Annotated in this window: 21 protein-coding genes; 20 read left to right on the top strand and 1 reads right to left on the bottom strand. The window is 72.3% G+C overall.

Annotated features, from left to right (window positions below; genetic code table 11):
- Window positions 1–78: 78 nt before the first annotated feature.
- The 7 genes from LUW87_RS13480 (at window position 79) to LUW87_RS13450 (ending at window position 8,967) form a co-directional block, all read left to right on the top strand.
- Window positions 79–1,563: a GNAT family N-acetyltransferase gene (locus tag LUW87_RS13480; protein WP_232671713.1), complete on the top strand. Its 1,485-nt coding sequence runs from the start codon at window positions 79–81 to the stop codon at window positions 1,561–1,563.
- A 79-nt stretch (window positions 1,564–1,642) separates the two neighbouring features.
- A complete protein-coding gene (locus LUW87_RS13475; RefSeq protein WP_232671712.1) occupies window positions 1,643–2,890 on the top strand; it encodes a CaiB/BaiF CoA transferase family protein in 1,248 nt (415 codons plus the stop codon).
- The gene (locus LUW87_RS13470; protein WP_232671711.1) at window positions 2,887–3,915 is read left to right on the top strand and encodes an alpha/beta fold hydrolase; all 1,029 of its coding nucleotides are present in this window, start codon (window positions 2,887–2,889) and stop codon (window positions 3,913–3,915) included. The genes LUW87_RS13475 and LUW87_RS13470 overlap by 4 nt, the downstream gene beginning before the upstream one ends.
- Window positions 3,912–5,414 carry a hypothetical protein gene (locus LUW87_RS13465; protein ID WP_232671710.1) on the top strand — a complete coding sequence of 501 codons (1,503 nt, stop codon included), beginning with the start codon at window positions 3,912–3,914 and terminating at the stop codon, window positions 5,412–5,414. The genes LUW87_RS13470 and LUW87_RS13465 overlap by 4 nt, the downstream gene beginning before the upstream one ends.
- 154 nt (window positions 5,415–5,568) lie before the next feature.
- Window positions 5,569–6,777: an amidohydrolase family protein gene (locus tag LUW87_RS13460; RefSeq protein WP_232671709.1), complete on the top strand. Its 1,209-nt coding sequence runs from the start codon at window positions 5,569–5,571 to the stop codon at window positions 6,775–6,777.
- Between the two features lie 212 nt (window positions 6,778–6,989).
- The gene (locus LUW87_RS13455) at window positions 6,990–7,790 is read left to right on the top strand and encodes an SDR family NAD(P)-dependent oxidoreductase (protein ID WP_232671708.1); all 801 of its coding nucleotides are present in this window, start codon (window positions 6,990–6,992) and stop codon (window positions 7,788–7,790) included.
- Window positions 7,791–8,154: 364 nt separating this feature from the next.
- Window positions 8,155–8,967, top strand: a complete 813-nt coding sequence (locus LUW87_RS13450; RefSeq protein ID WP_232671707.1) for an SDR family NAD(P)-dependent oxidoreductase — start codon at window positions 8,155–8,157, stop codon at window positions 8,965–8,967.
- A 132-nt stretch (window positions 8,968–9,099) separates the two neighbouring features.
- On the opposite strand, the gene LUW87_RS13445 is transcribed toward LUW87_RS13450, so the two are convergent.
- Window positions 9,100–11,139: an HNH endonuclease signature motif containing protein gene (locus tag LUW87_RS13445; RefSeq protein ID WP_232671706.1), complete on the bottom strand. Its 2,040-nt coding sequence runs from the start codon at window positions 11,137–11,139 to the stop codon at window positions 9,100–9,102.
- A 134-nt stretch (window positions 11,140–11,273) separates the two neighbouring features.
- Here LUW87_RS13445 and LUW87_RS13440 point away from each other — a divergent pair, with 134 nt between their 5' ends.
- The 13 genes from LUW87_RS13440 to LUW87_RS13380 all read left to right on the top strand — a co-directional run bounded on the left by LUW87_RS13440 (window position 11,274) and on the right by LUW87_RS13380 (window position 26,571).
- Window positions 11,274–12,392, top strand: a complete 1,119-nt coding sequence (locus LUW87_RS13440) for a cupin domain-containing protein (RefSeq protein WP_232671705.1) — start codon at window positions 11,274–11,276, stop codon at window positions 12,390–12,392.
- A 209-nt stretch (window positions 12,393–12,601) separates the two neighbouring features.
- Complete coding sequence (locus tag LUW87_RS13435; RefSeq protein ID WP_232671704.1) at window positions 12,602–13,222, top strand: SagB/ThcOx family dehydrogenase; 621 nt, start codon at window positions 12,602–12,604, stop codon at window positions 13,220–13,222.
- A 93-nt stretch (window positions 13,223–13,315) separates the two neighbouring features.
- Window positions 13,316–14,326, top strand: a complete 1,011-nt coding sequence (locus LUW87_RS13430) for an LLM class F420-dependent oxidoreductase (RefSeq protein WP_232671703.1) — start codon at window positions 13,316–13,318, stop codon at window positions 14,324–14,326.
- Between the two features lie 17 nt (window positions 14,327–14,343).
- Window positions 14,344–15,123, top strand: a complete 780-nt coding sequence (locus tag LUW87_RS13425) for an enoyl-CoA hydratase/isomerase family protein (RefSeq protein WP_232671702.1) — start codon at window positions 14,344–14,346, stop codon at window positions 15,121–15,123.
- Between the two features lie 137 nt (window positions 15,124–15,260).
- Window positions 15,261–16,868, top strand: coding sequence for an acyl-CoA synthetase (locus LUW87_RS13420; protein WP_232671701.1), 1,608 nt, complete (start codon window positions 15,261–15,263; stop codon window positions 16,866–16,868).
- 75 nt (window positions 16,869–16,943) lie between these two features.
- Complete coding sequence (locus tag LUW87_RS13415) at window positions 16,944–18,740, top strand: alpha/beta-hydrolase family protein (RefSeq protein ID WP_232671700.1); 1,797 nt, start codon at window positions 16,944–16,946, stop codon at window positions 18,738–18,740.
- A gap of 14 nt (window positions 18,741–18,754) precedes the next feature.
- A complete protein-coding gene (locus LUW87_RS13410) occupies window positions 18,755–19,444 on the top strand; it encodes a CPBP family intramembrane glutamic endopeptidase (protein WP_232671699.1) in 690 nt (229 codons plus the stop codon).
- A 159-nt stretch (window positions 19,445–19,603) separates the two neighbouring features.
- Complete coding sequence (locus LUW87_RS13405) at window positions 19,604–20,641, top strand: acyl-CoA dehydrogenase family protein (protein ID WP_232671698.1); 1,038 nt, start codon at window positions 19,604–19,606, stop codon at window positions 20,639–20,641.
- Window positions 20,641–21,786 (top strand): acyl-CoA dehydrogenase family protein, encoded by a 1,146-nt coding sequence (locus LUW87_RS13400; protein WP_232671697.1) that lies wholly within the window; start codon window positions 20,641–20,643, stop codon window positions 21,784–21,786. The genes LUW87_RS13405 and LUW87_RS13400 overlap by 1 nt, the downstream gene beginning before the upstream one ends.
- A 243-nt stretch (window positions 21,787–22,029) precedes the next feature.
- Window positions 22,030–23,280 (top strand): amidohydrolase family protein, encoded by a 1,251-nt coding sequence (locus LUW87_RS13395; protein ID WP_232671696.1) that lies wholly within the window; start codon window positions 22,030–22,032, stop codon window positions 23,278–23,280.
- 22 nt (window positions 23,281–23,302) lie between these two features.
- Complete coding sequence (locus LUW87_RS13390; protein WP_232671695.1) at window positions 23,303–24,655, top strand: amidohydrolase family protein; 1,353 nt, start codon at window positions 23,303–23,305, stop codon at window positions 24,653–24,655.
- A gap of 4 nt (window positions 24,656–24,659) precedes the next feature.
- Window positions 24,660–25,361: a TetR family transcriptional regulator gene (locus LUW87_RS13385; protein WP_232671694.1), complete on the top strand. Its 702-nt coding sequence runs from the start codon at window positions 24,660–24,662 to the stop codon at window positions 25,359–25,361.
- A gap of 106 nt (window positions 25,362–25,467) precedes the next feature.
- Window positions 25,468–26,571, top strand: a complete 1,104-nt coding sequence (locus LUW87_RS13380; RefSeq protein WP_232671693.1) for a phosphotransferase family protein — start codon at window positions 25,468–25,470, stop codon at window positions 26,569–26,571.
- The last annotated feature ends 35 nt before the right edge of the window (window positions 26,572–26,606 follow it).

Below are 26,606 nucleotides of genomic sequence, written 5' to 3'. Positions count from 1 at the left end.
CTCGGTTCTACCTCGTGGAGGGCGACCGGCGCCGAGGAGCACCTCGCGTTGCGAGCTCGGGCACTACCGTCGCAGACCATGTCCGCCGCCCCGGCCCCGCCCGTTGCGGCGGCGCTGCTCGAGATGCGGCTGCACGACGACGTGCCCGCCGAGGCGACCGGGGCCGCGGTGCGGGCCGTGGCCACCGCCTACGGCGTGTCGCCCGAGCGGGCCACCCGGCTGCGCGTGGTGGTCGAGGAGCTGGTCCGCGAGGCCCGCCAGCGTGAGCGCTTCGCGGGGGCCGAGGACCAGATCGTGGTGCGCATCGACCACGAGGCCACCAGCCTGCGGGTGGAGGTGGTCGACCGCCGCCTGCCGGTGGTGGCGACGGAGTCCCGGCACCTCCCGTCGCGCCGACTGGCGGCCATGGGCTTCGTCGAGAGCCTCCACGTCGCCAACCGGGGCAAGGAGGGCAACGTGGTGGAGTGCCGGGTGCGGCCCGATCCCCCCGCCGAGGAGCTCCACGGCGTCGAGCAGCTCCCCGACGATGCCGCGGATGCGCCGGCCGATCTGGCCGATCGCCTCGAGATCCGGCCCATGGCCGAGGCCGACGCCGGGGCGCTGGTGCGGTGCGTGTTCCGCTGCTACGGCTACAGCTACAAGGACGGATCCCTGTACGAGCCTCGGTCGGTGCGCCGGGCGCTGGCTCGCGGCGAGCAGGTGTCGGTGGTGGCGGCCCTGCCCGACGGTGAGGTCGTCGGCCACGCCGCCTACTTCTTCGAAGAGCCCACCGACCGGGTGCCCGAGGCCGGGCGGCTGGTCGTCGACCCCCGCTTCCGGGGCCACCACCTCGCCGAGCGCCTGGCCCAGCTGCGCATGGCTGTCGCAGGGGAGCGGTCGATCCCCGGCCTGTGGGCCGAGTGCGTGGCCAACCACCCGGCGTCCCAGCGCGGCGTCCTGGCCGTCGGTGGAGCCGAGGTGGGCCTGCTCATCGGGGCGTCGCCCGCCGGGGTGGTGATGGCGGGCCTGGCCAACAGCAACGAAGGCCGGCGATCGCTCGTCGCCACCTACACCCCGGTGAGCCCGGCGCCGGCCCGCCCGGTGCACCTGCCCGAACGACACGCCGACCTCTTGCGCACGTTGGCCCATCGGGTCGGTTGCCCTCGCGACGTCCGCACCGACGTGACCGTGCCCGCCGAGGCCGCGTCGGTGGTGCACCTCGACCTCTTGGCGTCGTCGGGGCTGGCTCACCTCCGAGTCGACCGCGTCGGGGCCGACCTCGTCGAGCGGGTGGAGGACGAGCTCGAGGGCCTCGTGCCGTTCGAGCTCGGTGCCACCCACCTCGACGTCGCCCTGGCCGACCCCGCCGCCGCCTGGGCCGTCGAGTCGCTCGAGGCCCTGGGCTTCTGCTGGGCGGCCTGGGTGCCGGAGTTCCGCGCCGACGGCGACGTCGTGCGCCTCCAACGGGTGGGAGAGCACGCGGTGGACGTCGAGCACGTGGTCTGCGCCCGCCCCGAAGGGGAGGCGCTGCGCGACCACGTCGTCGCCGAGTGGCACCGGGTGCGCCGCCGGCCCGCTCGCTGATCGCCGGACCCCGGCCGACGCGCGAGGCTCTTCGGCCAGGCCCCGCGTCGGGGTCGCGTCGACGTCGAGGGGGAGTGCGGTGTCCGGTCCGCTGGAGGGTGTGAAGGTCGTCGAGCTGGGGATGTGGGTGGCCGGTCCGGCTGCCGGGGGCATCCTCGCCGACTGGGGCGCCGACGTGATCAAGCTCGAACCGCCCGGCATCGGCGACCCGGCCCGCACCTACCAGGCGCTGTTCGGCGAGATGATGCCGGACAACCCGGTGTTCGAGATGGACAACCGGTCCAAGCGCAGCGTGGTGGTCGACCTGCGCCGGCCCGAGGGCCAGGCCCTGGCCATGGAGCTGCTCGAGGATGCCGACGTCTTCGTCACCAACCTGCGCCAGTCCGCCCTCGAGCGCTGGGCCCTCGACCCCGAGACCGTCCTCGAGCGGTGCCCCCGTCTCGTGTACCAGCTCATCACCGGCTACGGGATGGACGGGCCCGACGCCCACCGCCCGGCCTACGACATCGGTGGGTTCTGGGCCCGGTCGGGCATCGCCTCGCTGCTGCGCACCCCCGACGGTCCGCTGCCCTTCCAGCGTGGGGGCATGGGCGACCACCCCACCGGGAGCTCCGCCGCCGGCGCCGTGTGCGCCGCGCTGTTCAACCGCGAGCGCACGGGGAAAGGCCAGCTGGTGTCCACGTCGTTGGTGCGCCAGGGCATCTACTCGGTGGGCTTCGACGTCTCCATCACCCTCGGCTGGGGCGCCCACATCGGCATCGGTCGACGCGAGGAGATGGGGAACCCCTCCATGAACAACTACGTGGCCGGCGACGACCGGGCCTTCTGGCTCATCGGTCAGGAGGGGGAGCGGCACTGGCCACCGCTGGCCCGGGTGGTGGGCCACCCCGAGTGGCTCACCGACGAGCGCTTCGCCACGCCGATGGCCCGCCGCCAGAACGCGGCGGAGCTGGTGGGGCTGCTCGACGAGATCTTCGCCACCAAGACCCTCGACGAGTGGGCCGAGGTGTTCGACACCGAGCCCGACATGTTCTGGGCGCCGGTCAACACCATCGACGACGTGCTCGTCGACCCGCAGGTGCACGCCGCCGGAGCTTTCGTCAGCGTCCCCGACGCCGATGGTGGCTCCGAGCTGCGCGTGGCCAGCCCCTCGGACTTCTACGGCACGCCGTGGGAACCGAGAGGCCCGGCCCCTCGGTTGGGAGAGCACACCCTCGAGGTGCTCGAGGAGCTGGGTCGCAGCGAGGACGACGTCGCCGCCCTGACCGCGGCCGGGATCGTCGGTCCCGAAGTCCTCACCGCCGAGCGGGTCGAGGGGGACGCATGACCGTCGTCGGCTACGACCCCAAGCTGCGTCCGGCCCAGCCGCCCACCCCGGCCGCCGACGCCTTCACCATCCACCGGGCCGAGGTCGCCGACGGCCTGTCACTGGCCTACGTGCGGGAGGGCGTCGGGGGCTACCCGCTGCTGTTGATCCACGGCTACCCCGAGACCAAGCGCATCTGGTGGCGCAACATCGAGCCGCTGGTGGCGGCCGGCTTCGAGGTGATCGTGCCCGACCTGCGCGGCCACGGCGACTCGGACTTCTCGGCCGACGACACCTACGACCTCGTGGCCTACAGCCGCGACCTCCACGCCCTGGTGCACGACGTGCTCGGCCACGAGCACATCGGCATCGCCGCCGGCGACGTCGGTGGGGTGGTGGGGGTCGACATGGCCCAGCGCTTCGACGGGTTCGTCGACGGGCTGTGCTTCTTCGACACCGTGCCCCCGATGCTGATCGATGCCTACGCCGAGGCCGGCATCGACCTCGGGTCGATCCGGGCCATCGGCGACCACCCCACCGGTGACTACCGCCGCCGCCAGGGGGCCGATCCCGACGGCCTGGCCGCCGAGATGCCCACCCCCGAGGCCCGTCGCGCCTTCATCGCCACGATGTACGGGCCCCGCCTGTGGGCCTCCCCGGGCACGTTCAGCGACGCCGACGTCGCCTTCCACACCGAGCCGTGGGCCGACGAGGCCCGACTGAGGGCCGGGTGGGCCGTGTACCAGCTCGGCCACGGCCGGCCCATGAGCGAGGCCCCCGTCCTCGACCGCCCCGTCGACGTGCCCACCCTGCTCTTCTACGGCGCCGACGACCAGGTGGTGGGCCCCGACTTCCTGCACTGCTGCGAGGTGGCCTTCACCGACCGGGTCGGGCCCCTCGTGCTGGCCGGCGCCGGCCACTTCCTGCAATGGGAGCGAGCCGACGTGTTCAACCCCACCGTCGCCATGTTCTTCATCGCGCTGGCCGCGCGCCTGGGTCGGTCCGTGCCCGCGCCGGCGCCGGCTCCCCAGGGAGGGGCCCGATGAGCGTCGAGCCGTCGACCCCCGTCGTCGTGTCCGCGGCGGCGGTCACCCACCACGCCGGCGAGGGCTTCGTGCCGACGTCGGCCACAGCGCTGATGCTGGAGGCCGCCCACGACGCCGTGGCCGGCCTCGGCTCGGCCGGCCGAGACGTGGCTCAGCGGGTCGGTGCCGTGTGGGTGCCCCACGGCACCTGGCCCGAGGCCGACCCTGGACGTGCCGTGGCCGCGGCGATCGGTGCCCCGTCGGCGCGCTCGGTGCGGGGCGAGCTCGGCGTGCTGCAGCACACCTTGCTGGCCCAGGGGGTCCGCGCCGTGGCCGACGGGTCGGTCGAGGTGGCGTTGGTCGTCGGTGGGGAGAACCGCTGGTCCGGCGTGGTGGCCGGCAAGGCCGGCGAGGCGGTGCCCGCCGCACCGTCGGTGGCCACCGAGCAGGAACCCGACGAGGTGCTCACCCCGGACGACATGATCATCTCGGCCGTCGAGATCGAGCGCGACCTCACCACCGCGGCGCACCAGTACGCCATCATCGAGAGCGCCCTGCGCCACCACGACGGACGCACCGTGGAGGCCCACCAGGCCTTCCTCGGCGAGCTGTGGGGACGCTTCGCCGCCATCGCCGCGGCCACGCCCTCTGCGTGGGACCGCCGGGGCCTGTCGCCCGAGGCGATCACCACCGTCACCGACAGCAACCGGCTGATCGCCGCGCCCTACCCCAAGTGGCTCGTGTCGCAGTGGAACGTCGACCAGGCGGCGGCGCTCTTCGTCACCACCGCGGCCACCGCCGAGCGCCTGGGTGTGCCCCGCGACCGGTGGGTCTTCCCCCTGGCCATGGCCGAATCCAACCTCGTCGTCCCCCTCACCGAACGAGCCGACCTGCACCGCTGGCCGGCCCTGGCGGTGTGCGGCGACCGGGCCCTCGGTGCCGCCGGCGTGGCCCTGGGCGACATCGGTCCGGTCGACCTCTACTCGTGCTTCCCGGCGGCGGTGCAGGTGGCCGCCCGGGAGCTGTCGTTGGGCCTCGAGCGCGATCTCACGCTCACCGGGGGCATGACGTTCGGCGGGGGCCCCTTCGACAACTACGTCCTGCAGAGCGCAGTGGCGATGGTCGAGCGGTGTCGGGCGGCGGGGTCGGATGTCGTGGGGCTCACCACCGCGGTGAGCGGCCTGCTCACCAAGCCGGCCGTGACGGTCTGGTCGGCCGGCGACCCGCGACGTGAGACCGAGGTCCTCGACGTCACCGCCGCCGCCCGTGAGGCCACGGCCACCAGGCCGGTCGACGCCGAGGCCGTGGGCACCGGGGTGGTGGTGGGCCACACCGTCATACCCCGCCGAGAGGGCGGATCGCGGGCCATCGCGGTCGTCGAGGTCGAGCGTCCGGACGCGACGACGGTGCGCACGGTCGGGCTGTCCGACGACGACGCCCAGGTCCGTCGCTTCCTGGCCGAGGACCTGGTGGGAACCCGGGTGGAGCTGACCGCCCCCGGGCTCCTGGCCGCGGGCTGATCGGCCCCGCGACCGAGCGCCGGGCCAGGCCGATGCCCGGCCCTTCTCGGAGGAGATCCGGGCCCCGCCGTGGCCCGGCGGACGCGACGATGCCAAACTGACGGTCCGTCAGATTTCCCGGACGCTCCGGGGGAGGGGACACGGAGGACGCGCCATGGACATCCCACGGATCATCTCGGTCGACGACCACGTCGTGGAGCCCCCGAACCTGTGGCTCGACCGGTTGCCGGCGAAGTACCAGGACCGCGCTCCCCGGGTGGTGCGCGAGAAGGTGCGCATGAGCCTCGTCGGCGGCTACACGTTCGAGACCGGCGTGCCCGACGGCGTCGAGTGCGACGTCTGGTACTACGACGACCTCAAGTACCCGTTCACCCGCCTGTCGGCCGCCGTGGGGGCCGAGGTGGTGAAGAACGAGCCGACCACCTTCGACCAGATCCGCAAGGGCTGCTACGACCAGGAGGCCCGTCTGGCCGACATGGACGCCAACCACGTCGAGGCGTCCATCTGCTTCCCGAACATCCTGCCCCGCTTCTGCGGCCAGACGTTCCTGGAGCGTGACGACAAGGAGCTGGCCCTGCTCTGCGTCAAGGCCTACAACGACTGGATGATCGAGGAGTGGTGCGCCGGTCCGGGCAAGGACCGCCTCATCCCGCTCACCATGATCCCGTTGTGGGACGTCGACCTCGCCGTGGCCGAGGTGCGTCGGTGCGCCGACCTGGGCAGCCACAACATCACCTTCTCCGAGAACCCCGTGCCGCTCGGTCTGCCGTCGGTGCACTCCGGCCACTGGGATCCGCTCTTCGCGGTGTGCGAGGAGACCGACACGGTCATCAACATGCACATCGGCTCGTCGTCCAAGATGCCCTCCACGGCCCCCGACGCCCCGTTCATCATCAGCTCCACGCTGACCTTCCAGAACGCCATGGGCTCGGTGCTCGACTACACCTTCGGCGGCGTCTTCGACCGCTTCCCCGACCTGCGGGTGGCCTACAGCGAGGGCCAGGCCGGCTGGCTGCCCTACGTGCTCGAGCGGGCCGACAAGCTCTGGGAGGAGCGCCTCCTCGACGACACCGGCTTCGGGTCGAAGCTGCCCCAGCCGCCGTCGACCTACATGAAGAGCAACATCTGGTACTGCATCTTCGACGACGAGACGGCCATGGCCAACCGTGACGTGATCGGTATCGACCGGCTCACCTTCGAGGTCGACTACCCCCATGCCGACTCCACGTTCCCGCACACCAAGGACGTCGCCGAGCGCATGGCGGCCAAGGCCGGTCTGAACGACCACGAGATCTACCGGTTCTTCCGGGGCAACGCCATCGAGCTGTACCACCTCGACCGTTACCACGGCATCACCGAGTAGCTCCCGTCCTCGACGCGAGGCATCGCCGGCGAACCTGGGGAGCAGGGGCCAGGCGACCAATCCGCACGGATCCTCACGGGCCGGCACCGTCGTGGCGACGACAGTGCCGGCCCGCGTCGCGTCCGGACATCGGAAATCATTGATCACATCAAGTACTGTGCCGCCCGGGTCGGCGCCCGCCCGGGGTGGCCGCATCGAACGAGGGGGACACCATGGGTCGTATCCAGGACAAGGTCGCGGTCATCACCGGGGCGGGCGACGGCATCGGGCACGGGATCGCCCGGCGCTTCGCCCAGGAGGGCGCCCGGGTGCTGGTGGCCGAGATCGACGACGAGAAGGGCGCGGCGGTCGCCGAGGAGCTCACCCGGGACTTCGGCACCGAGGCCGAGTTCCTCCACACCGACGCCACCCTCGAGGCCGACAACAACGCCATGATCGCCAGGGCGGTCGAGCGGTGGGGGACGGTCGACATCTTGGTGAACAACGCCTGGGGCGGCGACAAGGCCGGCCTCAAGCGAGTGGACAAGATGCCCACCGACGCCATGTTCCACGCCATCAACATGAAGCTGATGGGCCCGTTCTGGGCCATGCAGGCCGCCTTCCCCCACATGAAGGCCCAGGGCTGGGGGCGCGTCATCAGCCTCTGCTCGCTCAACGGGGTGAACGCCCACATGGGGTCGGTGCACTACAACTCCTCGGCCGAGGGTCTGCGCACCCTCACCCGCACGGCCGCTCGTGAGTGGGCCGGCTTCGGCATCACCGCCAACTCGATCTGCCCCGGTGCCAAGACGGCCGCCTTTCGGGCGTTCGAGCAGATGGCGCCCGATGTGGCCGCCGCTTCCGAAGCAGCCAACCCCATGGGGCACCTCGGCGATCCCGAGACCGACATCGCCCCGGTGGCGCTGTTCCTGGCCAGCGAGGACAGCCGCTACATCACCGGCAACACCCTCTACGCCGACGGCGGCAGCCACATCAACGGCGCCGTCTGGGTGCCCGACCTCGACGAGGACTGATCGACCGGGAGCCGGCTGACCGGCTGACCGGCCGACTGATCGGCGGACCGGCTGATCGGCCGGCTGGCCTTCCGAGGGCTGGCCGAGCGACTGATCGGCTGAGAGCCGACCGAGCGGGAGCTGGCCGACTGACTGATGGATCGGCTGATCGACCAGAGCCGGCCGACCGACTGATCGACCGACTGATCGACCGGCTGACCGACCGACGGCCGGCCGACCGACGACAGGAGCCCCGCCCTCGGCGGGGCTTCGTCGCGTGTGGTGTCCAGGAGAGGGCTCGCCGGCGCAAGTAATTGATCACATCAAGTAACCTGCGCCGCCGGCAGCCACCGCCCGCCCGGCGGACACGGACGAGGGAGACGACATGAGCACCACGGATCGACGACTCGACGGGCGGGTGGCCGTCATCACCGGGGCGGGCGACGGCATCGGGCACGGGATCGCTCGGCGCTTCGCCCAGGAGGGCGCCCGCGTGCTGGTGGCCGAGATCGACGACGAGAAGGGCGCGGCGGTCGCCGAGGCGCTCACCCGGGACTTCGGCACCGAGGCCGAGTTCCTGCACACCGACGCCACGACGAAGGCAGACAACGAGGCGATGGTGGGGCGGGCCGTGGAGCGCTGGGGTGGGATCGACATCCTGGTCAACAACGCATGGGGCGGTGATCGGGCGGGGTTCAAGCGAGTGGACAAGATGCCGGACTCGGCCATGGAGCACGCCTGGCACATGAACGCCATGGGGCCGCTGTGGGCCATGCAGGCTGCCTTCCCCACCATGCGGGCGGCCGGCTACGGGCGCATCGTCAACATCTGCTCGCTGAACGGTGTCAACGCTCACATGGGCACCGTGCACTACAACGCCACCAAGGAAGCGCTGCGCACCATCACCCGGACGGCTGCGCGTGAGTGGGCGGCGTTCGGCATCACCGCCAACGCGATCTGCCCCGGCGCCAAGACGGCGGCGTTCCGGGCGTTCCAGGAGCGGAACCCCGAGATGGCCGCCCAGTCCGAAGCGGCGAACCCCATGGGCCGTCTGGGCGATCCCGAGACCGACATCGCCCCGGTGGCGTTCTTCCTGGCCAGCGAGGACAGCCGCTACGTCACCGGCAACACCCTGTTCGCCGGCGGCGGCAGCCACATCAACGGCACCGTGTGGGTGCCCGACCTCGGCGACGACTGATTCGCCATGGGGGTCCGCTGTCGAGCGGGCTCTCGTCGTGGGAGCTGCTGAGGCCGTCGGCGGTGCGGTTCGACGATGGAGAGCGCCCGGAGCGCCCGGAGCGCCCGGGCTCCGGGCCGTCCTCGCTGGCCCTCAGCTGGCTCGGGTGCGGCGGCGGGCCCGCTGCTGTCTGCTGATCACCGCGTCGACGGCGTCGCCCAACCGGAGGGGATCACCGAGCCAACGGGGGCGCCGGGCCGGCTCGAGGGGGTCGGCCCCGGCGGCCACGTGGCGCTCGAAGAGACGTGCTGCGGCCTCAGAGGCATCGGCCACGCCACCCGGCAGGGCGGGGTGGGCATCGATGGTGCTGCCGTCCGGGCGGGTGAACGTGGGGCGACCGCGTGCATCGGTGGTGACGGTGATGCGCCGCAGGTGCACCTGGCGGTGGTGGTAGCGGCACAGGGGCAGGAGGCTCTCCACGTCGTCGTGGCCCCCGTCGGCCCGGTGGTGGCGATGGTGGGCGTCGACGCGGGCGGCCGTGCAGCCCGGCCACTGGCAGTGCCGGTAGCGCAGGGACATGGCCCGCCGCTGGGTGGGGGTGACGGTCTGGGTGCGGGGACCGAGGTGCAGGGGGTTGCCGTCGGCGTCGTCGACCACGGTGAGGAAGCCGGCGTCGCAGGCCAGGAAGCGGGCGAGGTCGCGGCGCAGGTGCACGCCCCTCGGTTCGAGCTCGCGCATCGGGCCGGGTGGGCGGAACGACGAGAGGTCGTCGAGGGGAGCCGGCTCGGCCCCGGCGGGAACGGCGGTGGGTGGCGACGTGGCGGGTGCAGGTTCTCGGCGGATCGGTGACCCGGTGGAGGCTGGCGGCGTGGGCGGCGACCCAGTCGACGTGGCCGCGGTGGGAGGCGCCGCCCCCGGGGATGGCCGCTCCGCGGACCGTGGGCGCTCGGCGGGGCCCGGCGGCGATGTGCCAGGTTCGCGGGGCGGCCGCTGGCCAGATGCACCCGGCGGCGGCTCCTCGCCCGACGTCGAGGTGGGGTGGAGCAGGGTGGTGTGGGTGGGGGCGACCACGTCGACGGGTTGACCGCAGTCGTCGCAGTGGCCATCGACGGGGTCGAGGAGCAGGTCGACGTCGACGTGCATCACCACCTGGGTGGCGAAGCCGTTGGGCTGCAGGGTGTCGGGGTGGGACTCGGTGGTCTCCGCCGCCGAGAACAGGGCCAGCAGACCGTGGCCTCGCCACTGCTCACGGGTGAGCCGCTCGGCCGGGTGATCGTCCACGCCGCCCGGCTGCAGAGCGGGCGGAGCGTCACCCCCGGCTCTGGCCGTCTCCGCCTCGCTTCCCCTGCCATCGGGGCCGGGTGGGGGAGGTCGCCAGGCCGGGTTCGCCCGGGCCGGGTCGGCGGGAGCGGCGTCGCGCCGGGCCTTGCGCTCGGTGTCGGTGAAGCGGTCGAGCCCGGCGAGCACCAGCTCGCCGTCGGCGTGGTCGAACCGGGCCCGGAGCTCGACGCCGTCGTCGTCTCGGATCACCACGACGGTGGGGTGGTAGCCGAGCTCCGCGGCGGTGGGCGCCTCGGGATCGTCGGGGTCGGCGCCGTCGTCGTCTATGAGCTCGGGTCGGGTCTCCTTGAGGCGGCGCCACTGGCGGGTGAGGCGCTCGGTCTGGGCGACGGTGGTCTGGGCGGCGAGGGCCACCAGGCCGGCTTCGGAGGAGACGTCGGCGGCCCGGGCCACCGCCACCCCCTTGTCGACGCTGACGGTGGCATCGCAGACGGCCTCGGCCAGCACGGGCATGGAGCGCATGGCCCGGCCGAGGTCGGCCAACCGACGGGTCTGTCCGCTCCCGAGGCCCATGCGCCAACCGGTGAAGCGCGAGAGGGTGGCGCACTCGTTGCGGCCCGGGAGGCCCCGGGCGTCGATCTCGGCCAACAGCAGCGCCAGCTCGGCCTGGGCCGCGGAGATGACGCCCGCCAGCTCGCGCCCCCGCAGTTCGAGCGCCTCGTCGTCGAGGTCGGCGATGGCGTCGGCCAGTCCCTGGGAGACCCCGCCACGTTGCTCGACGGCGACGAACCGGTCCCGGTCGGGGATCGGCACGGGCCGCCCCGCCGCCGCCAGCCACGGCCCCTCGACCACGCCGGCGAGGCCCGCAGCCGACGACGTGGTCGACACCAGGTTGGGGGCGTTCTCGGACATGGAACAAGCATACGGAGGGGGTGGGACAGTGGCCGGTGCGGTCGGCACGTGGGATCGATGCGCTCCGAGGCACGAGTGCGAACCGTGCGCTAGAGAAGGGAGGTTGTCACCGGGGGTGGGACAGAGGGGGAGCCATGGATCCGTTCACCGTGCGTCGGGTGGTGACCGAGGTCGACGCCAAGGGCCGGTCGATGTGGACGAGCGACGGGCGCCCCCCGTCGTTCGTCGCCGATCCCGAGGGCGGCTTCGGTGTCGCCGACGTGTGGGCGCTCGACGCCGCACCCACCTCCCCGGCCGATGGCGGGGACTCCCTCGGCGAAGGCTTCCCTCTCGAACCGCCTCCTGGCGGGCTCACGTGGCGCATCATCCGCATCCCCGCTCCCGATCCCCGGGCGCCCAGGGAGCAGCAGTTCCTCGACGTCCCCGGGCGTGAGCCCACCGGCGGCCAGCGAGGCATGCACGCCACCGACACCCTCGATCTCATGACCGTGCTCGACGGCCACATCGAGCTCGAGGTCGAGGACGGAGCGGTGCGGCTCGGTCCGGGCGACACGGTCGTGCAGCGCGGCACCGAGCACCGCTGGCGGGTCCTCGGTGGTAGGCCGTGCACCTACTCGGTGGTGATGCTGCGCCCCGACCCCGCTGCGGCACCGTGGCCGGCGGCCGACCTCGCCCCTCGCCCCACCCCGGCGCCGGCCGGCATCGGGCCCCGTCGGGTGGTCACCGGGCTCGACGGCAGCGGCCGCAGCATCGTCGTCACCGACGGGGAGGCCCCGGGCACGTTCTCCTTCGCCGGGGGCGCCATCGGGTACGGGGCGCTCTGGGAGACCGGCAGCGGCCCGCTCGGCTCGCCGCTGCAGGGCGGCGACGCCGTGCGCCCGTGGATGCAGCTGCACCCCATCGGCGGGGGCATCTCGTTCAAGCACATCGTCCTGCCGCCTGCAGCGGCCGCCGCTCGCCTGGCCATGACGGCGCCGGACGTGGGCAACGAGATGGCGGTGCGGGTGCCCGGCATGCGCACCACCGGCCACCACGACCCCGACGATCCCGCCGTCCACCGCACCGACACCATCGACCTCGACGTGATCGTGGAGGGCGAGATCGAGCTGGCCCTGCCCGACGGAGGTCCGGTGCGGTTGAGCGCCGGCGACTGCATCGTCCAGCGCGGCACCTGGCACAAGTGGCGCAACGTCGGCGACACCCCCGCCCGCTTCACCGCCGTGATGCTGGCGGTCCCCCCGACCGAGTTCTGACGCCCGCGCTTCAGTCGCACCGCTGCTCCCGGTGGGCCGTCGGGAAGTCGCGGCGAAGGTCGTCGCATCGAGACCTCCCAGCTCGAGCTGGTGGAGTCGCCGTCGGTGTCCGAGACGCTCCGCCAAGTGCAGAGCGAGACGCTCCGACATGTGCAGAGACTGACGCACGAGCCCCCTCGGACGTTCGATGCGGGTGCGAGGCTGGACCGATGGACACTCGGCTCCCGTCGCCCTCCACCTCCGGCGAGGTGTCCGTCGAAGCCGCCATCGCCGATCGCCGGAGCTGCCGTTCGTTCGCCGCGGACCGACAGGTCTCGCTCGACCAGCTCTCGCAGATCCTGTGGGCCGCGCAGGGGATCACCGGCGACGGTCGGCGCGCCGCGCCGTCGGCCGGGAGCCTGCACCCGCTCCACGTCCTCGTCGCCGCCGGTGCCGTGGGCGGTGTCGAGCAGGGTCTTCACCGCTATCGACCCGGCCCGCACTCGCTCGCCCTCGTCGCCGAGGGCGACCACCGACCGGTCCTCGAACGGTGCGCCCTCGACGACCAGCCATGGGTCGGTCAGGCGCCACTGGTCCTGGTGGTGGTGGCGGAGATGTCCGCGATGGTCGAGCACTTCCGGGACCAGTCCCCGCCCGGCCAGCGTGGTCGTCGGTACGCCCAGATCGAGACGGGCGCAGTGGCCGAGAACGTCCACCTCCAGGCCGCCGCCCTCGGACTGGGGTGCGTCGTCGTGGCCGGCTTCGACGACGCCGCGCTCGCGACGGCGCTCCGGCTCCCCACGGGCCAGGAGCCGACGACCATGCTCGCCTTCGGACCTTCGGCCGGGTGACGATCGGCGCCACCGTTTGCCGACGGGGTCCGCCACGGGCGAGGATCGGCTCTTCGACGACGCGCCGGCGAACGGCGCCGATGGGGGAGTGACATGAAGCTCGGTCTCGTCTGGGGCTACTGGCCGGCACAGCCGCCGGCGAACATCGTGGAGCTGAGCCAGGAGGCCGAGAAGCTCGGGTTCGACTCGGTCTGGACGGCTGAGTCCTGGGGCTCGGACGCCTTCACCCCGCTGGCGTGGATCGCGGCGCACACCGAGAAGGTGCGCCTCGGCACCTCGGTGGTGCAGATCGCGGCCCGTACGCCGGTGGCCACCGCCATGTCGGCCATGACCCTCGACCACCTCTCCGGCGGCCGCATGATCCTCGGCCTCGGGGTCAGCGGCCCGCAGGTGGTGGAGGGGTGGTACGGCCAGCCCGCCAACAAGCCCCTGGCCCGCACCCGCGAGTACGTCGACATCATCCGCCGGGCGTTCCGGCGCGAGGAGCACCTCACCAACGACGGGCCCTTCTACCCGATGCCCTACGACGGCCCCGACAGCACCGGGCTGGGCAAGCCGCTCAAGATCATGACCCACCCCCTGCGCTCGGAGATCCCGATCTTCATCGGGGCCGAGGGCCCCAAGAACGTCACTCAGACCGCCGAGATCGCGGACGGGTGGTTCCCGCTCTACTACTCGCCGTACCGCCCGGAGGTGTACGCCGACCAGATCGCCGGCGCCAAGGACGGCTTCGAGATCAACGCCCTGGTCACCTTCAACGTGACCGACGACGTGGAGCAGGGCCTGTGGCCGGTGAAGGCCTCCCTCGGCTTCTACATCGGCGGCATGGGCGCCAAGGGCCAGAACTACCACACCAAGCTCATGGCCCGGATGGGCTTCGAGGAGGAGGCCTACAAGATCCAGGACCTCTTCTTCGAGGGCAAGCGCGACGAGGCCATCGCCGCCGTGCCCGACGACTTCGCCGACGAGATCTCCCTCGTCGGGCCGGCGTCGCGCATCAAGGACCGCCTCCAGGCCTGGAAGGACAGCCCCGTCACCACGATCATGCTCGGCGCCCGCAGCCCCGAGGCGCTGCGCCAGGCCGCCGAGCTGGTCCTCGACTGACCGGGGGCATCGACGACATGTTGAAGATCCACGACACCGACCGGGTGCGCGTCCTCACCCTCGACCGCCCCGAGGCCCGCAACGCCTTCAACGAGGCCCTCTACGACGCCACCACCGAGGCCCTCATGGCCGCGGCGGAGGACCGCAGCGTGGCCGTGGTGGTCATCACCGGCAGCGAGGGGGCCTTCTCGGCCGGCACCGACCTGTTGGAGATGGCGGCCCGCATGGGTCCGGACTTCACCCCGGGCCGGTACGGCTTCCCGGGCCTCATCGACCAGTTGGCCGGCTTCCCCAAGCCGTTGCTGCTGGCCGTCAACGGCCTGGGGGTGGGCATCGGCGCCACCATGGTGGGCTTCGCCGACCTGGTGTTCATGGCCGACACCGCCCGGCTCAAGTGCCCCTTCACCAGCCTCGCCGTGGCCCCCGAGGCGGCCAGCAGCTTCACGTTCCCCCGCCTGGTCGGGCGCCAGAACGCCACCTGGGCCCTGCTCAGCTCGGAGTGGCTCACCGCCCAGGAGTGCCACGAGATGGGTCTGGCCTGGAAGGTCTGCGGGCCGGACCAGCTCATGGAGACGACCATGGCCCACGCCCGGGTCCTGGCGGCCAAGCCCATCGACAGCCTGGTCACCTCCAAGGCGGCCATCATCGCCCCGTTCGCGGCCGACATCGAGGCCGCCCGCGAGCGCGAGAACGCCGCCTTCGCCGTGCTCATGGGCGCCCCGGCCAACATCGAGGCCCTCAGCGCCTTCGCCGAGAAGCGCCAACCGGACTTCGCCGCCATCGACGCCGCCACCTGACCGTCGGTCCGGCACGGCGGCTGCCGTCGAGCGACGGCCCGACGGGACCGACGCGACGACGGGACCGACCCGGCAGCCCGGTCTTCCGGCTGCTTTACACTGTCAACTGAGTTCACGACCGCCCACTGGGGGAAGCAATGCCCGACACCACCACGCCGACGCGCACCTACAACCTCGGCGACCTGCTCGAGATCGTCGCCGAGAGCGTCCCCGACCGACTGGCGGTGGTGGCCGGCGACGTGCGCTACACGTTCCGTGAGTTCGACGAGCGCACCAACCAGGTGGCCCGGGCCCTGCTCGACCTCGGCCTCGAGCCCGAGGCCAAGGTGGCCATGTACTCGTGGAACCGGTCCGAATGGGCCGAGGTCTTCTTCGGCGCCTTCAAGGCCCGGGTCGTGCCGATCAACATCAACTACCGCTACGTGGCCCACGAGCTCGAGTACGTGCTCGAGAACTCCGACGCCGAGGTGTTGATCTTCGAGCGCTCGTTCGCCCCGATCGTCGACGAGATCGCCCCCAAGCTGCCCAAGCTGAAGCACCGCATCGTGATCGAGGACGGCTCCGACGCCGATGCCGGCGACGCCGCCCGCTACGACGACGTGGTGGGGGCCCAGGACACCAGCGCCATCGGCAACCAGCGCTCCGACGACGACCTCTACTTCCTCTACACCGGCGGCACCACCGGCATGCCCAAGGGTGTGATGTGGCGGCACGAGGACCTCTTCTTCGCCGCTCTGTCCTCGGGCCTCGGTCCCGAACCGGTGACCAGCCCGCAGGGGATCACCGAACGATCGCTGCCGGAGGAGTTCGCCCGGCCCAGCCTGATCATCGCTCCCCTCATGCACGGCGCTGCGCAGTGGGGGATGTGCGGGATGATGTTCGCCGGGGCCGGCGTCTGCCTCTACACGGAGCGGGGTCTCGATCCCCACGCGGTGTGGGCCCTGGCCGAGCGTGAGAAGTGCATGGGCCTCACGCTCGTCGGCGACGCCATGGCCCGGCCCCTCGCCGACGCCCTGGCCGAGAAGCCCGACGCCTACGACCTCTCGGGCATGTTCCGCATCGGTTCGGGCGGTGGCGTGTTCTCGCCGGCCGTGCAGGGCCAGCTCAAGGAGCTCATTCCCCACGTGCAGGTGATGGACGCCTACGGCGCGTCCGAGACCGGGGCCGGCGGCATGAGCGCGGAGGGTGGCCCCCGCCGCTTCGTGGTAGGCCCCGAGCTGCAGGTCATCGACGACGACCTCCGTCCGGTCGCCCCCGGAGAGGTCGGACGCCTCGCCCGTCGCGGGCACATCCCGCTCGGCTACTACAAGGACGAGGCCAAGACGGCCGCCACCTTCCCCACCGACGCCGACGGCAACCGCTGGTCGGTGCCCGGGGACTTCGCCACCGTCGACGACGACGGCATCGTCACCCTGCTCGGCCGCGGGTCGCAGTGCATCAACACCGGTGGCGAGAAGGTCTATCCCGAGGAGGTCGAGGAGGCGCTCAAGAGCCACCCCGACGTCTTCGACGCCCTCGTCGTCGGTGTCCCCGACGACCGCTGGGGCGAGCGGGTGGTGGCCGTGATCGCCGCTCGGGGCGACGCCCGTCCGACGGTCGAGGACCTCAGCGCCCACTGCCGCCAGACCATCGCCGGCTACAAGACCCCCCGGGCCGTCACCTTCGTGGAGTCCATCAAGCGCTCCCCGGCCGGCAAGGCCGACTACCGCTGGGCCAAGGACACCGCCTCCGCCGACGCCGGCTGAGCTCGGCGCACCGACCACGACACCGAACGATCCGGCCCGCGGGACTCCCCGGGCCGGATCGTCGCGTGAGGCAGGATGGCCCCACGACGCGAGGAGACGGGCGCCCGGCCCGCGGTCGTCGACGAGGTCAGAGTGGACACGCACCCCGAAGCGGCGACCGACGAGCCCCGACCCCCGGCAGGGCGAGCACGACCCGAGCGCTGGCGCACCGCCCTGCTGCGCCCGGTGGCCCACTTCCCGTGCTGGGTGGCGCTGGCGTTCGCCTGGGCGTCGGTCTTCCCGTCGCTCATGCCCCGCTCGGGCCTCGTCCAAGGCGTCATCACCGCCGTCGCCGTGACGCTCGGCCTGGCGGTCGGGTCCCTGGTGGCCTGGGTGGCCACCATGGTGTGGCGCCTCGCCGGCCGCCCGGTGCCCGCGGTCCTGCCCTACGGTCGCCAGATCTTCGCCGGCATCGCCGGGGTCATCACAGTGGCCGGCCTGGGCGCGTGGGTCACCTGGCAGAACGACCAGCGCGAGGTCCTGGGCATGGAGCCCATGAGCCAGGTCCAGCTGGTGCCGTTCGTGCTCGTCGCCGTCGGCGTGGGCCTGGTGCTCTTCGTCATCGGCCGCAGCGTGGCCTGGCTGATCCGGCGGATCGACCGGCGCATCACCCGCTACGTGCCCCGCCCCCTGGCCGTGGCCGCCACCGTGGTCATCGTGGTCGTCGTGTCGGTGGTGGTCACCCGTGACGTGGTCGCCACCGAGCTGCTCGACCGGCTCAACGCCAGCTTCGGCACCTTCGACGACGAGACGCCTCCCGGGGTCGTGGCGCCGACCGCGCCCGAGCGCTCGGGGAGCCCGGCATCGCTGGTGCCGTGGGACACGCTCGGGTACGAAGGCCGCAGCTTCGCCGCCGGCGGCCCCACCCTCGAACAGCTCCAGGACTTCGCCGGCCCCGACGCTGAGGCCATGGAACCCATCCGGGTGTACGCGGGGCTGAAGTCCGCCGACGGTCCCGAGGCCCAGGCCGCCCTCGCCGTCGAGGAGCTCGACCGCACCGGGGCCTGGGACCGCTCGGTGCTGGCCGTGGTCACCGTCACCGGCACCGGCTGGATCGACCCGGTCTCGTCGTCGTCACTCGAGCTCCTGCGGGCCGGCGACACGGCGATCGTCGGCACCCAGTACTCGTACCTGCCCAGCTGGATCTCCTTCCTCGTCGACCTCGACAAGGCCGCCGAGAACGCTCGCGCCCTGGCCGCCGCGGTCACCGAACGGTGGGCCGAGCTGCCGGAGGACGATCGGCCCCGGTTGGTGTTCTTCGGGCTCAGCCTCGGCTCCTACGGCAGCGAGGAGGTGTTCGACCGCGGCAGCCTCGATGGCTCGCTGGCTGCGGCCACCGAGCTGCCCGACGCCGTGCTGTGGGCCGGGCCCACCTTCGCCAACCCCATCTGGCGCGACGTGGTGCAGGCCCGCCCGGCAGGCACGCCGTCGTGGGCGCCCGAGGTCGACGGGGTGACCCTGCGCGGCACCCCCGGCGAGGACGCGATCGCCGGAGCGTTGCCCGGCAACCCCGTCGTGTACCTCACCCACGCCACCGACCCGGTCACGTGGGTCAACGTCGACTCGCTGTGGAGCAGACCCGACTGGATGGCCGATCCGGTCGGACCCGGCGTCTCGGGTCCGTTCCTCTGGGTCCCCGGCGTGACCCTGGTGCAGGAGGTGTTCGACCTCATGGCCGGGTTCAGCGCCCCGCCCGGGTACGGGCACAACTACGACCCCAACATGCCCGACGCGTGGGTGGCGGTGGCGGCGCCCGACGACTGGACGGCCGGTCGCACCCTCGCCCTGCGCGACGCGGTCGCCGCCCTCGGCGACGACACCCCCGTCGGCTGATCGCGGCGCTCGTCATGCACCCGGCTCGGACCTTCGCGGCCACCGCAGGGGTCCTCGTCCTGTTCAACGTGGCCCGCGGGGTCGGCCTGTTCGGCGACCACACCGACCTGGCGGCGCTCGGCCTGCTGGTCGCGCTGGCCGTCGTCGCGGTCCTCGGCCGGGTCGACGCTCCCACGCTCGGCCTCGAGCGCCGGTATCTGGGCGCGGGCCTGCGCTGGGGCCTGGCCGCCCTGGCCCTGGTCGGGGTGGTGGTGGCCGCAGCCGCGGTCGTCCCGGCCACCTCGGGGTTCCTCGACGACGACCGGGCCCAGGTCCCCTACGACCAGCTGTTGTGGGAGGTCGGCTTCGGGATCCTCGTCGCCACCGTCCTGCCCGAGGAGCTCGCCTTCCGGGGGCTGTTGCTGGGCACGGGGATGCAGGCCTGGGGGCCGTGGCGGGGAGCCCTGGCGTCCTCGGCGCTGTTCGGGCTCTGGCACATCTCGCCGACCCTGAACACCATGGCCGACAACGCCTCGCTCGACGGGCTCACGTCGAGCCCCCCGGGCCAGGCGCTGGTGGTCGTGGGCAACGTCGCCGTGACCTTCGTGGCCGGACTCGCCTTCTGCTGGCTACGGGTCCGCTCCAAGAGCCTCCTCGCCCCGGTGGTGGGCCACCTGGCCACCAACGGTGTCGCCTTCGTGGCCGCCTGGCTCGTGCGCCGCTGAGCGCACCGGCTGACCGGGTGGCGGACCTCGGGGGTCACGGACCGAGCGGTCCGTCGGATTCGAGGAGGTGCCTGGCGGTGAGGGACACTTCACCACCGGGCCAGGTGCGGGCCCGGCCCCCGACGACCGGCGTGCGACGACCAGGACGGTGACCCTCCGATGAGCGTGGACCTCGGATTGACGGACGACCAGCAGGCGATCGCCGAGCTGTTCGACGGGTTCTTCGTCAAGGAGTCGCCGCCGGAGGTGGCCCGGGCCGCTGAGCCGCTCGGCTTCGATCGCGACCTGTGGGCCAAGGTGATCGAGCTCGGCGCTCCGGGGATGGGCGTGGCCGAGGACGCCGGCGGCGGCGGTGCCTCGTTGGCCGATCTGGTGGTGGTGGCCGAGGCCTACGGACGGGCGATCGCCCCGGTGCCGCTGGTGGAGCACGCCGTGGCGGCGCGGGCCTGGCCCGAGGCCGACCTCGTGGCCGGCGAGTCGATCGCCACGGTCGCGCTGGCGCCGGCCGGTCCCGACGGGACCTGGCATCTCGTGCCGGCCGGTGCGGTGGCCGACGTGGTGGTGGGCGTGGACGGCGACGAGGTGGTGGCGGTGCGATCCACGCCGCCGGGCGAAGGTCCCCTCAACCACGCCGCCGCGCCGTTGGCCGACCGCTCCGCCCGCCAGGGCGAACGCACCGTGCTGGGTCCGGCGGGCGACGCCGAGCGGCTCCTCGCCGAGTGGAAGGTGCTCACCGCGGCCGCGCTGGTGGGCATCGCCGACCAGGCCATGCGCATGGGGGTGAGCTACGTGATGGAGCGCCAGCAGTTCGGGGTGCCCATCGGGTCGTTCCAGTCCGTGCAGCACGGACTGGCCGATCTGCCCGTGCTCGTCGACGGGGGCCGCATGCTGGCCCACAAGGCGGCGTGGGCGGCCGCCCTCGAGGGCGACGAGGCGGGGCTGGTCGACATCGACCGCAACGACGTCACCGACCCCTCGGCGTTGGCCTCGATGGCCTTCGTGTTCGCCGGGGACGCCGCGTCCACGGCCACCCACCGCTCGTTGCACTACCACGGCGGCTACGGCTTCGCCGAGGAGTACGACATCCAGCTCTACTACCGGCGGGCACGGGGCTGGCGCCTCGTCGCCGGCGACCCGGCCCAGGAGTGCCTGGGCCTCGCCGACCGCCTGTTCGGCCACCCCGGAGGTGTCGCCTGATGGACTTCTCGCTCTCTCCCGCCGTCCGCGACTTCCGCGACACCATCCGTCGGATCGTGGCCGACACGGTGACCCCCGCCGACATCGACCGCATGCACACCACCGGCACGTTCGACCTCCCGGCCCTCAACCGCGCCCTGGCCGAGCACGGGTTCCTGGAACGGGCCACGCCCGGGTTGGGCAAGGGCGACCCGGTCGAGCTGTGGGTGATGTTCAACGAGCTCGAGAAGGCCGGCGCCCCGATCGACGGGCTGGCCGTGGCCCTCATGATCGCCGGCGTGGTGCAGGCCGTCGGCACCGAGGAGCAGAAGGAACGCATCCTCCCGTCGATCCTCGCCGGTGAGGCACTGGTGTGCATGGGCTACTCCGAAGCCGACTACGGCTCCGACGTGGCGTCGATCACCACCAAGGCCGTCCGCGACGGCGACGAGTGGGTGATCGACGGCGCCAAGATGTGGACCACCATGGCCCACGAGGCCAGGTGGCTCATCCTGCTCACCCGCACCGACCCCGACCTGCCCAAGCACAAGGGCCTCACCATGTTCATCCTCCCGATGGACACCCCCGGCATCACGGTCGAGCCGGTGCACACCATGGCCACCGAGCGCACCAACGCCACCTGGTACGACGACGTGCGCGTGGGCGACGAGGCCGTGCTCGGCGAGGTCAACGGCGGCTGGCGCACCATGACCGTCGCCCTGTCCTTCGAGCGGGGCGTGATGGGCGGGACCAACACTGGGGTGCCCCTGTTGCGCCACTTCCGGCACTGGGCCGCCGAGGTGGGCATCGACACCGACCCCCGGGTGCGCGAAGAGATGGCCCGCGTCGCCATCGACAACCAGGTGGCCGCGCTGCTCACCCAGCGCTCGGCTTGGATCGCGGCCTCGGGCGGCCAGGCCGGACTCGAGGGCTCCATGACCAAGGTCTTCGCCACCGAGGCCTACCAGCGCGCCGCCGAGGCCTTCCAGCGCATGGCCGGGCCGGCCGGGCTGTTGCAGTTCCACCAGCCCGGCGCCGCGGCCGACGGCTTCGTCGAGTACGACGCCCGCCACGCCCCGGTCACCACCATCTACGGCGGCACGACAGAGATCAACCGCAACAACATCGCCGAGCGCCACCTGAAGCTGCCCCGGGCCCGGCGCTGAGCACGGGGCCGGGGGAGATCAACCGCAACAACATCGCCGAGCGCCACCTGAAGCTGCCTCGGGCCCGCCGCTGAGCACGAGGCCGGGCGAGATCGACCGCAACGCGCCGAGTGCCGAGCGCCGCCCGCCCGAGGCGCCGCGGCCGACCCTGGGGCGACGTGACAGGGGCTCTGTAACAGCGCTACGGTGACGTGGGTCACGCTGGCGGCGCCGCCGGCACCACGACCCGAGGGGACAGCTGCCATGACCGGATCGCTCGCCGACGAGCGCTACGTCGTCATCTCCGCCGACGGCCACTGCGGGGCCTTCATGGAGGGCTACAAGCCGTACCTGGCATCGCAGTGGCACGACGAGTTCGACGCCTGGGCCGCAGACTACGAGGTCACCTACGAGGACCTCAAGGGTCGCGACGGCGACCGCAACTGGAACAGCTCCCGCCGGGCCGCCGAGCTCGAGGCCGACGGGCAGGTGGCCGAGGTGCTGTTCCCCAACACCATCCCCCCGTTCTTCCCGAAGACCTCCCTCACCGCCCAGCCGCCTGCCGTCACCGCCGACGACAACGCCCGTCGATGGGCCGGCCTCCAGGCCCACAACCGCTGGTTGGCCGAGTTCTGCGCCGACCTGCCGGGTCGTCGGGCGGGGGTGATCCAGATCACCCTGCACGACATCGAGGCGTCCGTGGCCGAGATGCACTGGGCCAAGGAGCAGGGCCTCACGGGCGGCATCCTCCTCCCCGGCACCCCGCCGGGGCTGGGCCTCCCGCAGCTCTACGACCCGTACTACGAACCCCTCTGGCAGGCCGCCGAGGAGCTCGAGATGCCGGTGAACCACCACACCGGGAGCGCGGCGCCGCCGATGGGGCCCACGGCCGAGGACGCTGTCGTGTTCCTCCTCGAGGTCTCGTGGTGGGCCCACCGGGCGCTCACCCACCTCCTCGTCGGGGGGGTCTTCGAACGGCACCCGAACCTGCAGCTGGTCTTCACCGAGCAGGGTTCGGCGTGGGTTCCCGACGAGCTGGCCCGCCTCGACTACTTCTGGGGTCGCATGGGCGGCGCGGGGGGCTCCCAGGAGCAGGTGTGGGGGCGCGAGGTCGTCGGCTCCATGTCGCTGAAGCCCAGCGAGTACTGGGCCCGCCAGTGCCACCTCGGCGCCAGCTTCATCCGGCCCGACGAGGTCAAGATGCGCCATTCGGTCGGCGTCGACCGGATCATGTGGGGGAGCGACTACCCCCACAAGGAGTCCAGCTTCCCCTTCTCGCTCGAGGCCATCCGCGGCTCGTTCGCCGGGGTGCCCCACGACGAGGTGCAGATGATGCTGGGTGGCAACGCGGCGGCGCTCTACGGCTTCGACCTCGAGGCCCTCCGACCCCTCGCCCAGCAGGTCGGACCCCGGGTGAGCGACGTCGACCAGCCCCTGGTGCCCGGTGAGGTGCCCCAGGAGGCGGACAAGTGCCCGGCCTTCATCGGCTACCAGTTCACGACCGCCGCCGAGTAGGCACCAGAGACAGGAGACCATCGTGTCCAGCAGCCCCACCCAGCCGGCACCCTCCAGCACCCAGACCTTCGCCGACGACGACCCCTACCTGATCATCGCCGCCGATTCCCACGCCGGTCTGCCCACCGAGCAGTACCGGCAGTACCTCGAGTCGAGGTACCACCCGCAGTTCGACGAGTTCCTCGCCCAGCGCCACGAACAGCTCGAGGCGGCCACCCGCATGGGGGTGCGCGACGAGAAGTACGCCAAGAAGTGGTTCGAGGACCACGACGAAGAGCTCGCCGGAGGGTGGGACGCCATCAAGCGCGACCAGGCCCTCGACAACGACGGGGTGGCCGCCGAGGTGGTGTACCCCGACGCCGACGCCGTCGAGAGCCGCACCTGCGTGCCCTTCGGTGCCGGGCTCGGCCTCTCGGGCGACCTCGACCCCGAGCTGGGCATGGCCGGGGCCAAGGCCCACAACCGATGGTTGGCCGAGCTGTGCTCCCACAGCCCCGAGCGGCGCAAGGGCGTAGCGCTCGTCCCGATCACCGTCGAGACCGAGAAGGTCATCGCCGAGATCCAGTGGGCCCACGACAACGGGTTGGGCGCGGTGATGATCCCCGCCATGTGGGTCGACCAGACCCCGTACCACGATCGCAGCTACGACCCGATCTGGGCGCTGTGCGAAGAGCTGCGCATGCCGGTGGTCACCCACTCCGGCTCGGCGTCGCGCGACGAGTACGGCGACCACCTGGGGATCTACGTCACCGAGGTCACCTGGTGGCCGGCCCGGCCGTTGTGGTTCCTGTTGTGGTCCGGCGTCTTCCATCGCTTCCCGGGGTTGCGCTTCGGCGTCACCGAGGGCGGCTGCTGGTGGCTGCCCGGCCTGTTGTGGTCGTGGGACCGCCTGCTGCTCGGCTCGCGGGGCGCCTCCAAGCTCAGCCAGGGTCCGTTCCAGGCCGCGTTGGGCGACATGCTCCCGAGCGAGATCGTCGACCGCAACTGCTTCACCGGCCTGGCCAACGTGAAGCGCCGCGAGCTCGGCCAGCGCTACGAGATCGGCATCGACAACATGCTGTGGGGCACCGACTTCCCCCACCCCGAGGGCACCTGGCCCAACACCCACGACTGGCTGCAGAAGACCTTCTTCGACATCCCCGTCGAGGAGTCGCGTCGGATGCTCGGCCTGGCCGCGGCCGACACCTTCGGGTTCGACCTCGCCTCGTTGCGGCCCATCTCCGACAAGGTGGGACCCACGCCCACCGACCTCGGCCAGCTCCGCGACGGCCAGACCGCCGCCGACCTCACGGAGAAGTGGGCCCCGGTGAAGGAGGTCGGCCGTCACTGGCTCACCGGCCATGACTTCCCGCTGCTGCCGGGCATGCAAAGCTGACCGTGTGAGCGCAGCGCGGGCGGCCTCGACCCCAGGGGGCCGGGGCGCCGAGGACATCGACGACCACGGCGGGGCCGGCGACCTGCCGGCCCCGCCCCGCGTGCCGATCAGCCGCGACACGGTCATCGACACCGCCATGCGCCTCGTCGACGAGCACGGTGCCGATGCCCTCACGATGCGCCGCCTGTCCGACGAGCTGGGCGTGGCCGTCACCGCCATCTACTGGCACGTCGGCAACCGCGATGCCCTGCTCGACGCCCTGGTCGACCGCTTCGTCGCCGAGATGGGCACCATCCGGGCCGTCGGCGACAGCCCGGCCGAGCGCATCGTCTCGCTGGCCGAGACCCTGCGAAGGCGGATCCAGGATCGTCCCCATCTGATCGGGCTGGCCCACGAGCGCCAGCGCACGGCGTCGATGTTCCAACCCGTCGAGCAGGCCATGGCCGCCGAGCTCGCCGGGTCGGGGGTGCGCGGCAAGGACGCCGCCTTCGCCCTGCGGGTCCTCAGCACCCACGTCGTGGGCTCGGTGATGCTCGAACGGGTCGCCCGCCAGGACGGCGACGAGGTCACCACCGCCTCGGTGTGGCCCACCGACACCGACGACCCCGAGCTCGTCGACGCCCTGTCGGCCAACCCGGATCGCGACGCCCTCTTCGTTTTCGGGGTGCGCGCGCTGTTCGACGCCTTGGTACCCCCCGGCCGCTGAGGCTCGCGCCGATGACCGACGACCGACGACCGCGAGATCGTCCGGTTCCGGGGCTGCCCACGCCGGCGAAACTTGCCCGAGTCAGGCGTTGACTATCGTCACACCCATGGCCGACGAGAGCGCTCCCATCAACCTCGACACCCCCTGGCGACGCGACCCCGCCGAGATCGGGCGCAGCCTCGAAGGATGGGCCCGCGACGCGCTGGGTCCCGATGCCCGTCTGGTCGAGGTGACCACGCCCGAGAACGGCATGTCGAGCGAGAGCATCCTCTTCGACGTGGAGCACGGCGGCGCCGTGGACCGACTGGTGGCCCGGCTGGCGCCCCTGCCCTCCCTCGTCCCCGTCTTCCAGCACTACGACATCGAGCTGCAGGCCAAGGCGATGCGCATCGTGGGTGAGCGCACCGACGTGCCCGTCCCCGAGGTCGTGGCGGTGGTCCTCGACGAGGCGGTGCTCGAGGTCCCGTTCCTCGTCATGCGCCGCGTCGACGGCCAGCCGCCCACCGACGTGCCGCCGTACGTGTTCGGCGGCTGGGTCGCCGACCTCACCGACGACGAACGAGCCGAGATGCAGCGCAACGCGGTGTCGGTGCTGGTGCGCCTGCACGAGCTGCGCCCCGACAACGCCGAGCTGTCGTTCCTCGACCGGCCCGCCAAGGGCGACACCGCCCTCGATCAGCACCTCGGGCACGAGCGTGGGTACTACGAATGGGCTCGCGACGGTGGCCACTTCCCGCTCATCGAGCGGACCTTCGACTGGTTGGAGGCCAACCGGCCGACCCTCGTCAACCCCACGGTGCTCAACTGGGGCGACGCCCGCATCGGCAACATGCTCTGGGACGGCCCCACTCCCACGGCGGTGCTCGACTGGGAGATGGCGGCGCTCGGCCCGGCCGAGGTCGACCTGGCCTGGATGATCTTCCTGCACAAGTTCTTCCAGAACATGGCCGAGACCTACGACATGCCGGGCCTGCCGGACTTCATGCGTCGCGACGAGGTCGCGGCGCAGTACGCCGAGATGAGCGGCCGCTCGGTCGAGGCCCTCGAGTGGTTCGAGGTGTTCGCCGCCCTCCGCTTCGCCATCGTCTCCACCCGCACCAGCCTGCGCAGCATCACCTACGGCCAGGCCGAGATGCCCGCCGACCCCGACGACCTGGTCATGTTCCGACCGCTGCTCGAGCAGATGCTGGCGGGCACCTACTGGGACTGACCGGCCGGAGCGGCAACCCGAGCCTCGGCGGAGGT

Origin of the sequence: Rhabdothermincola salaria (assembly GCF_021246445.1) — a bacterium.
Lineage (GTDB): Bacteria > Actinomycetota > Acidimicrobiia > Acidimicrobiales > Acidimicrobilacustridaceae > Rhabdothermincola_A > Rhabdothermincola_A salaria.
This window is presented reverse-complemented; position numbering and strand designations above follow the sequence as displayed.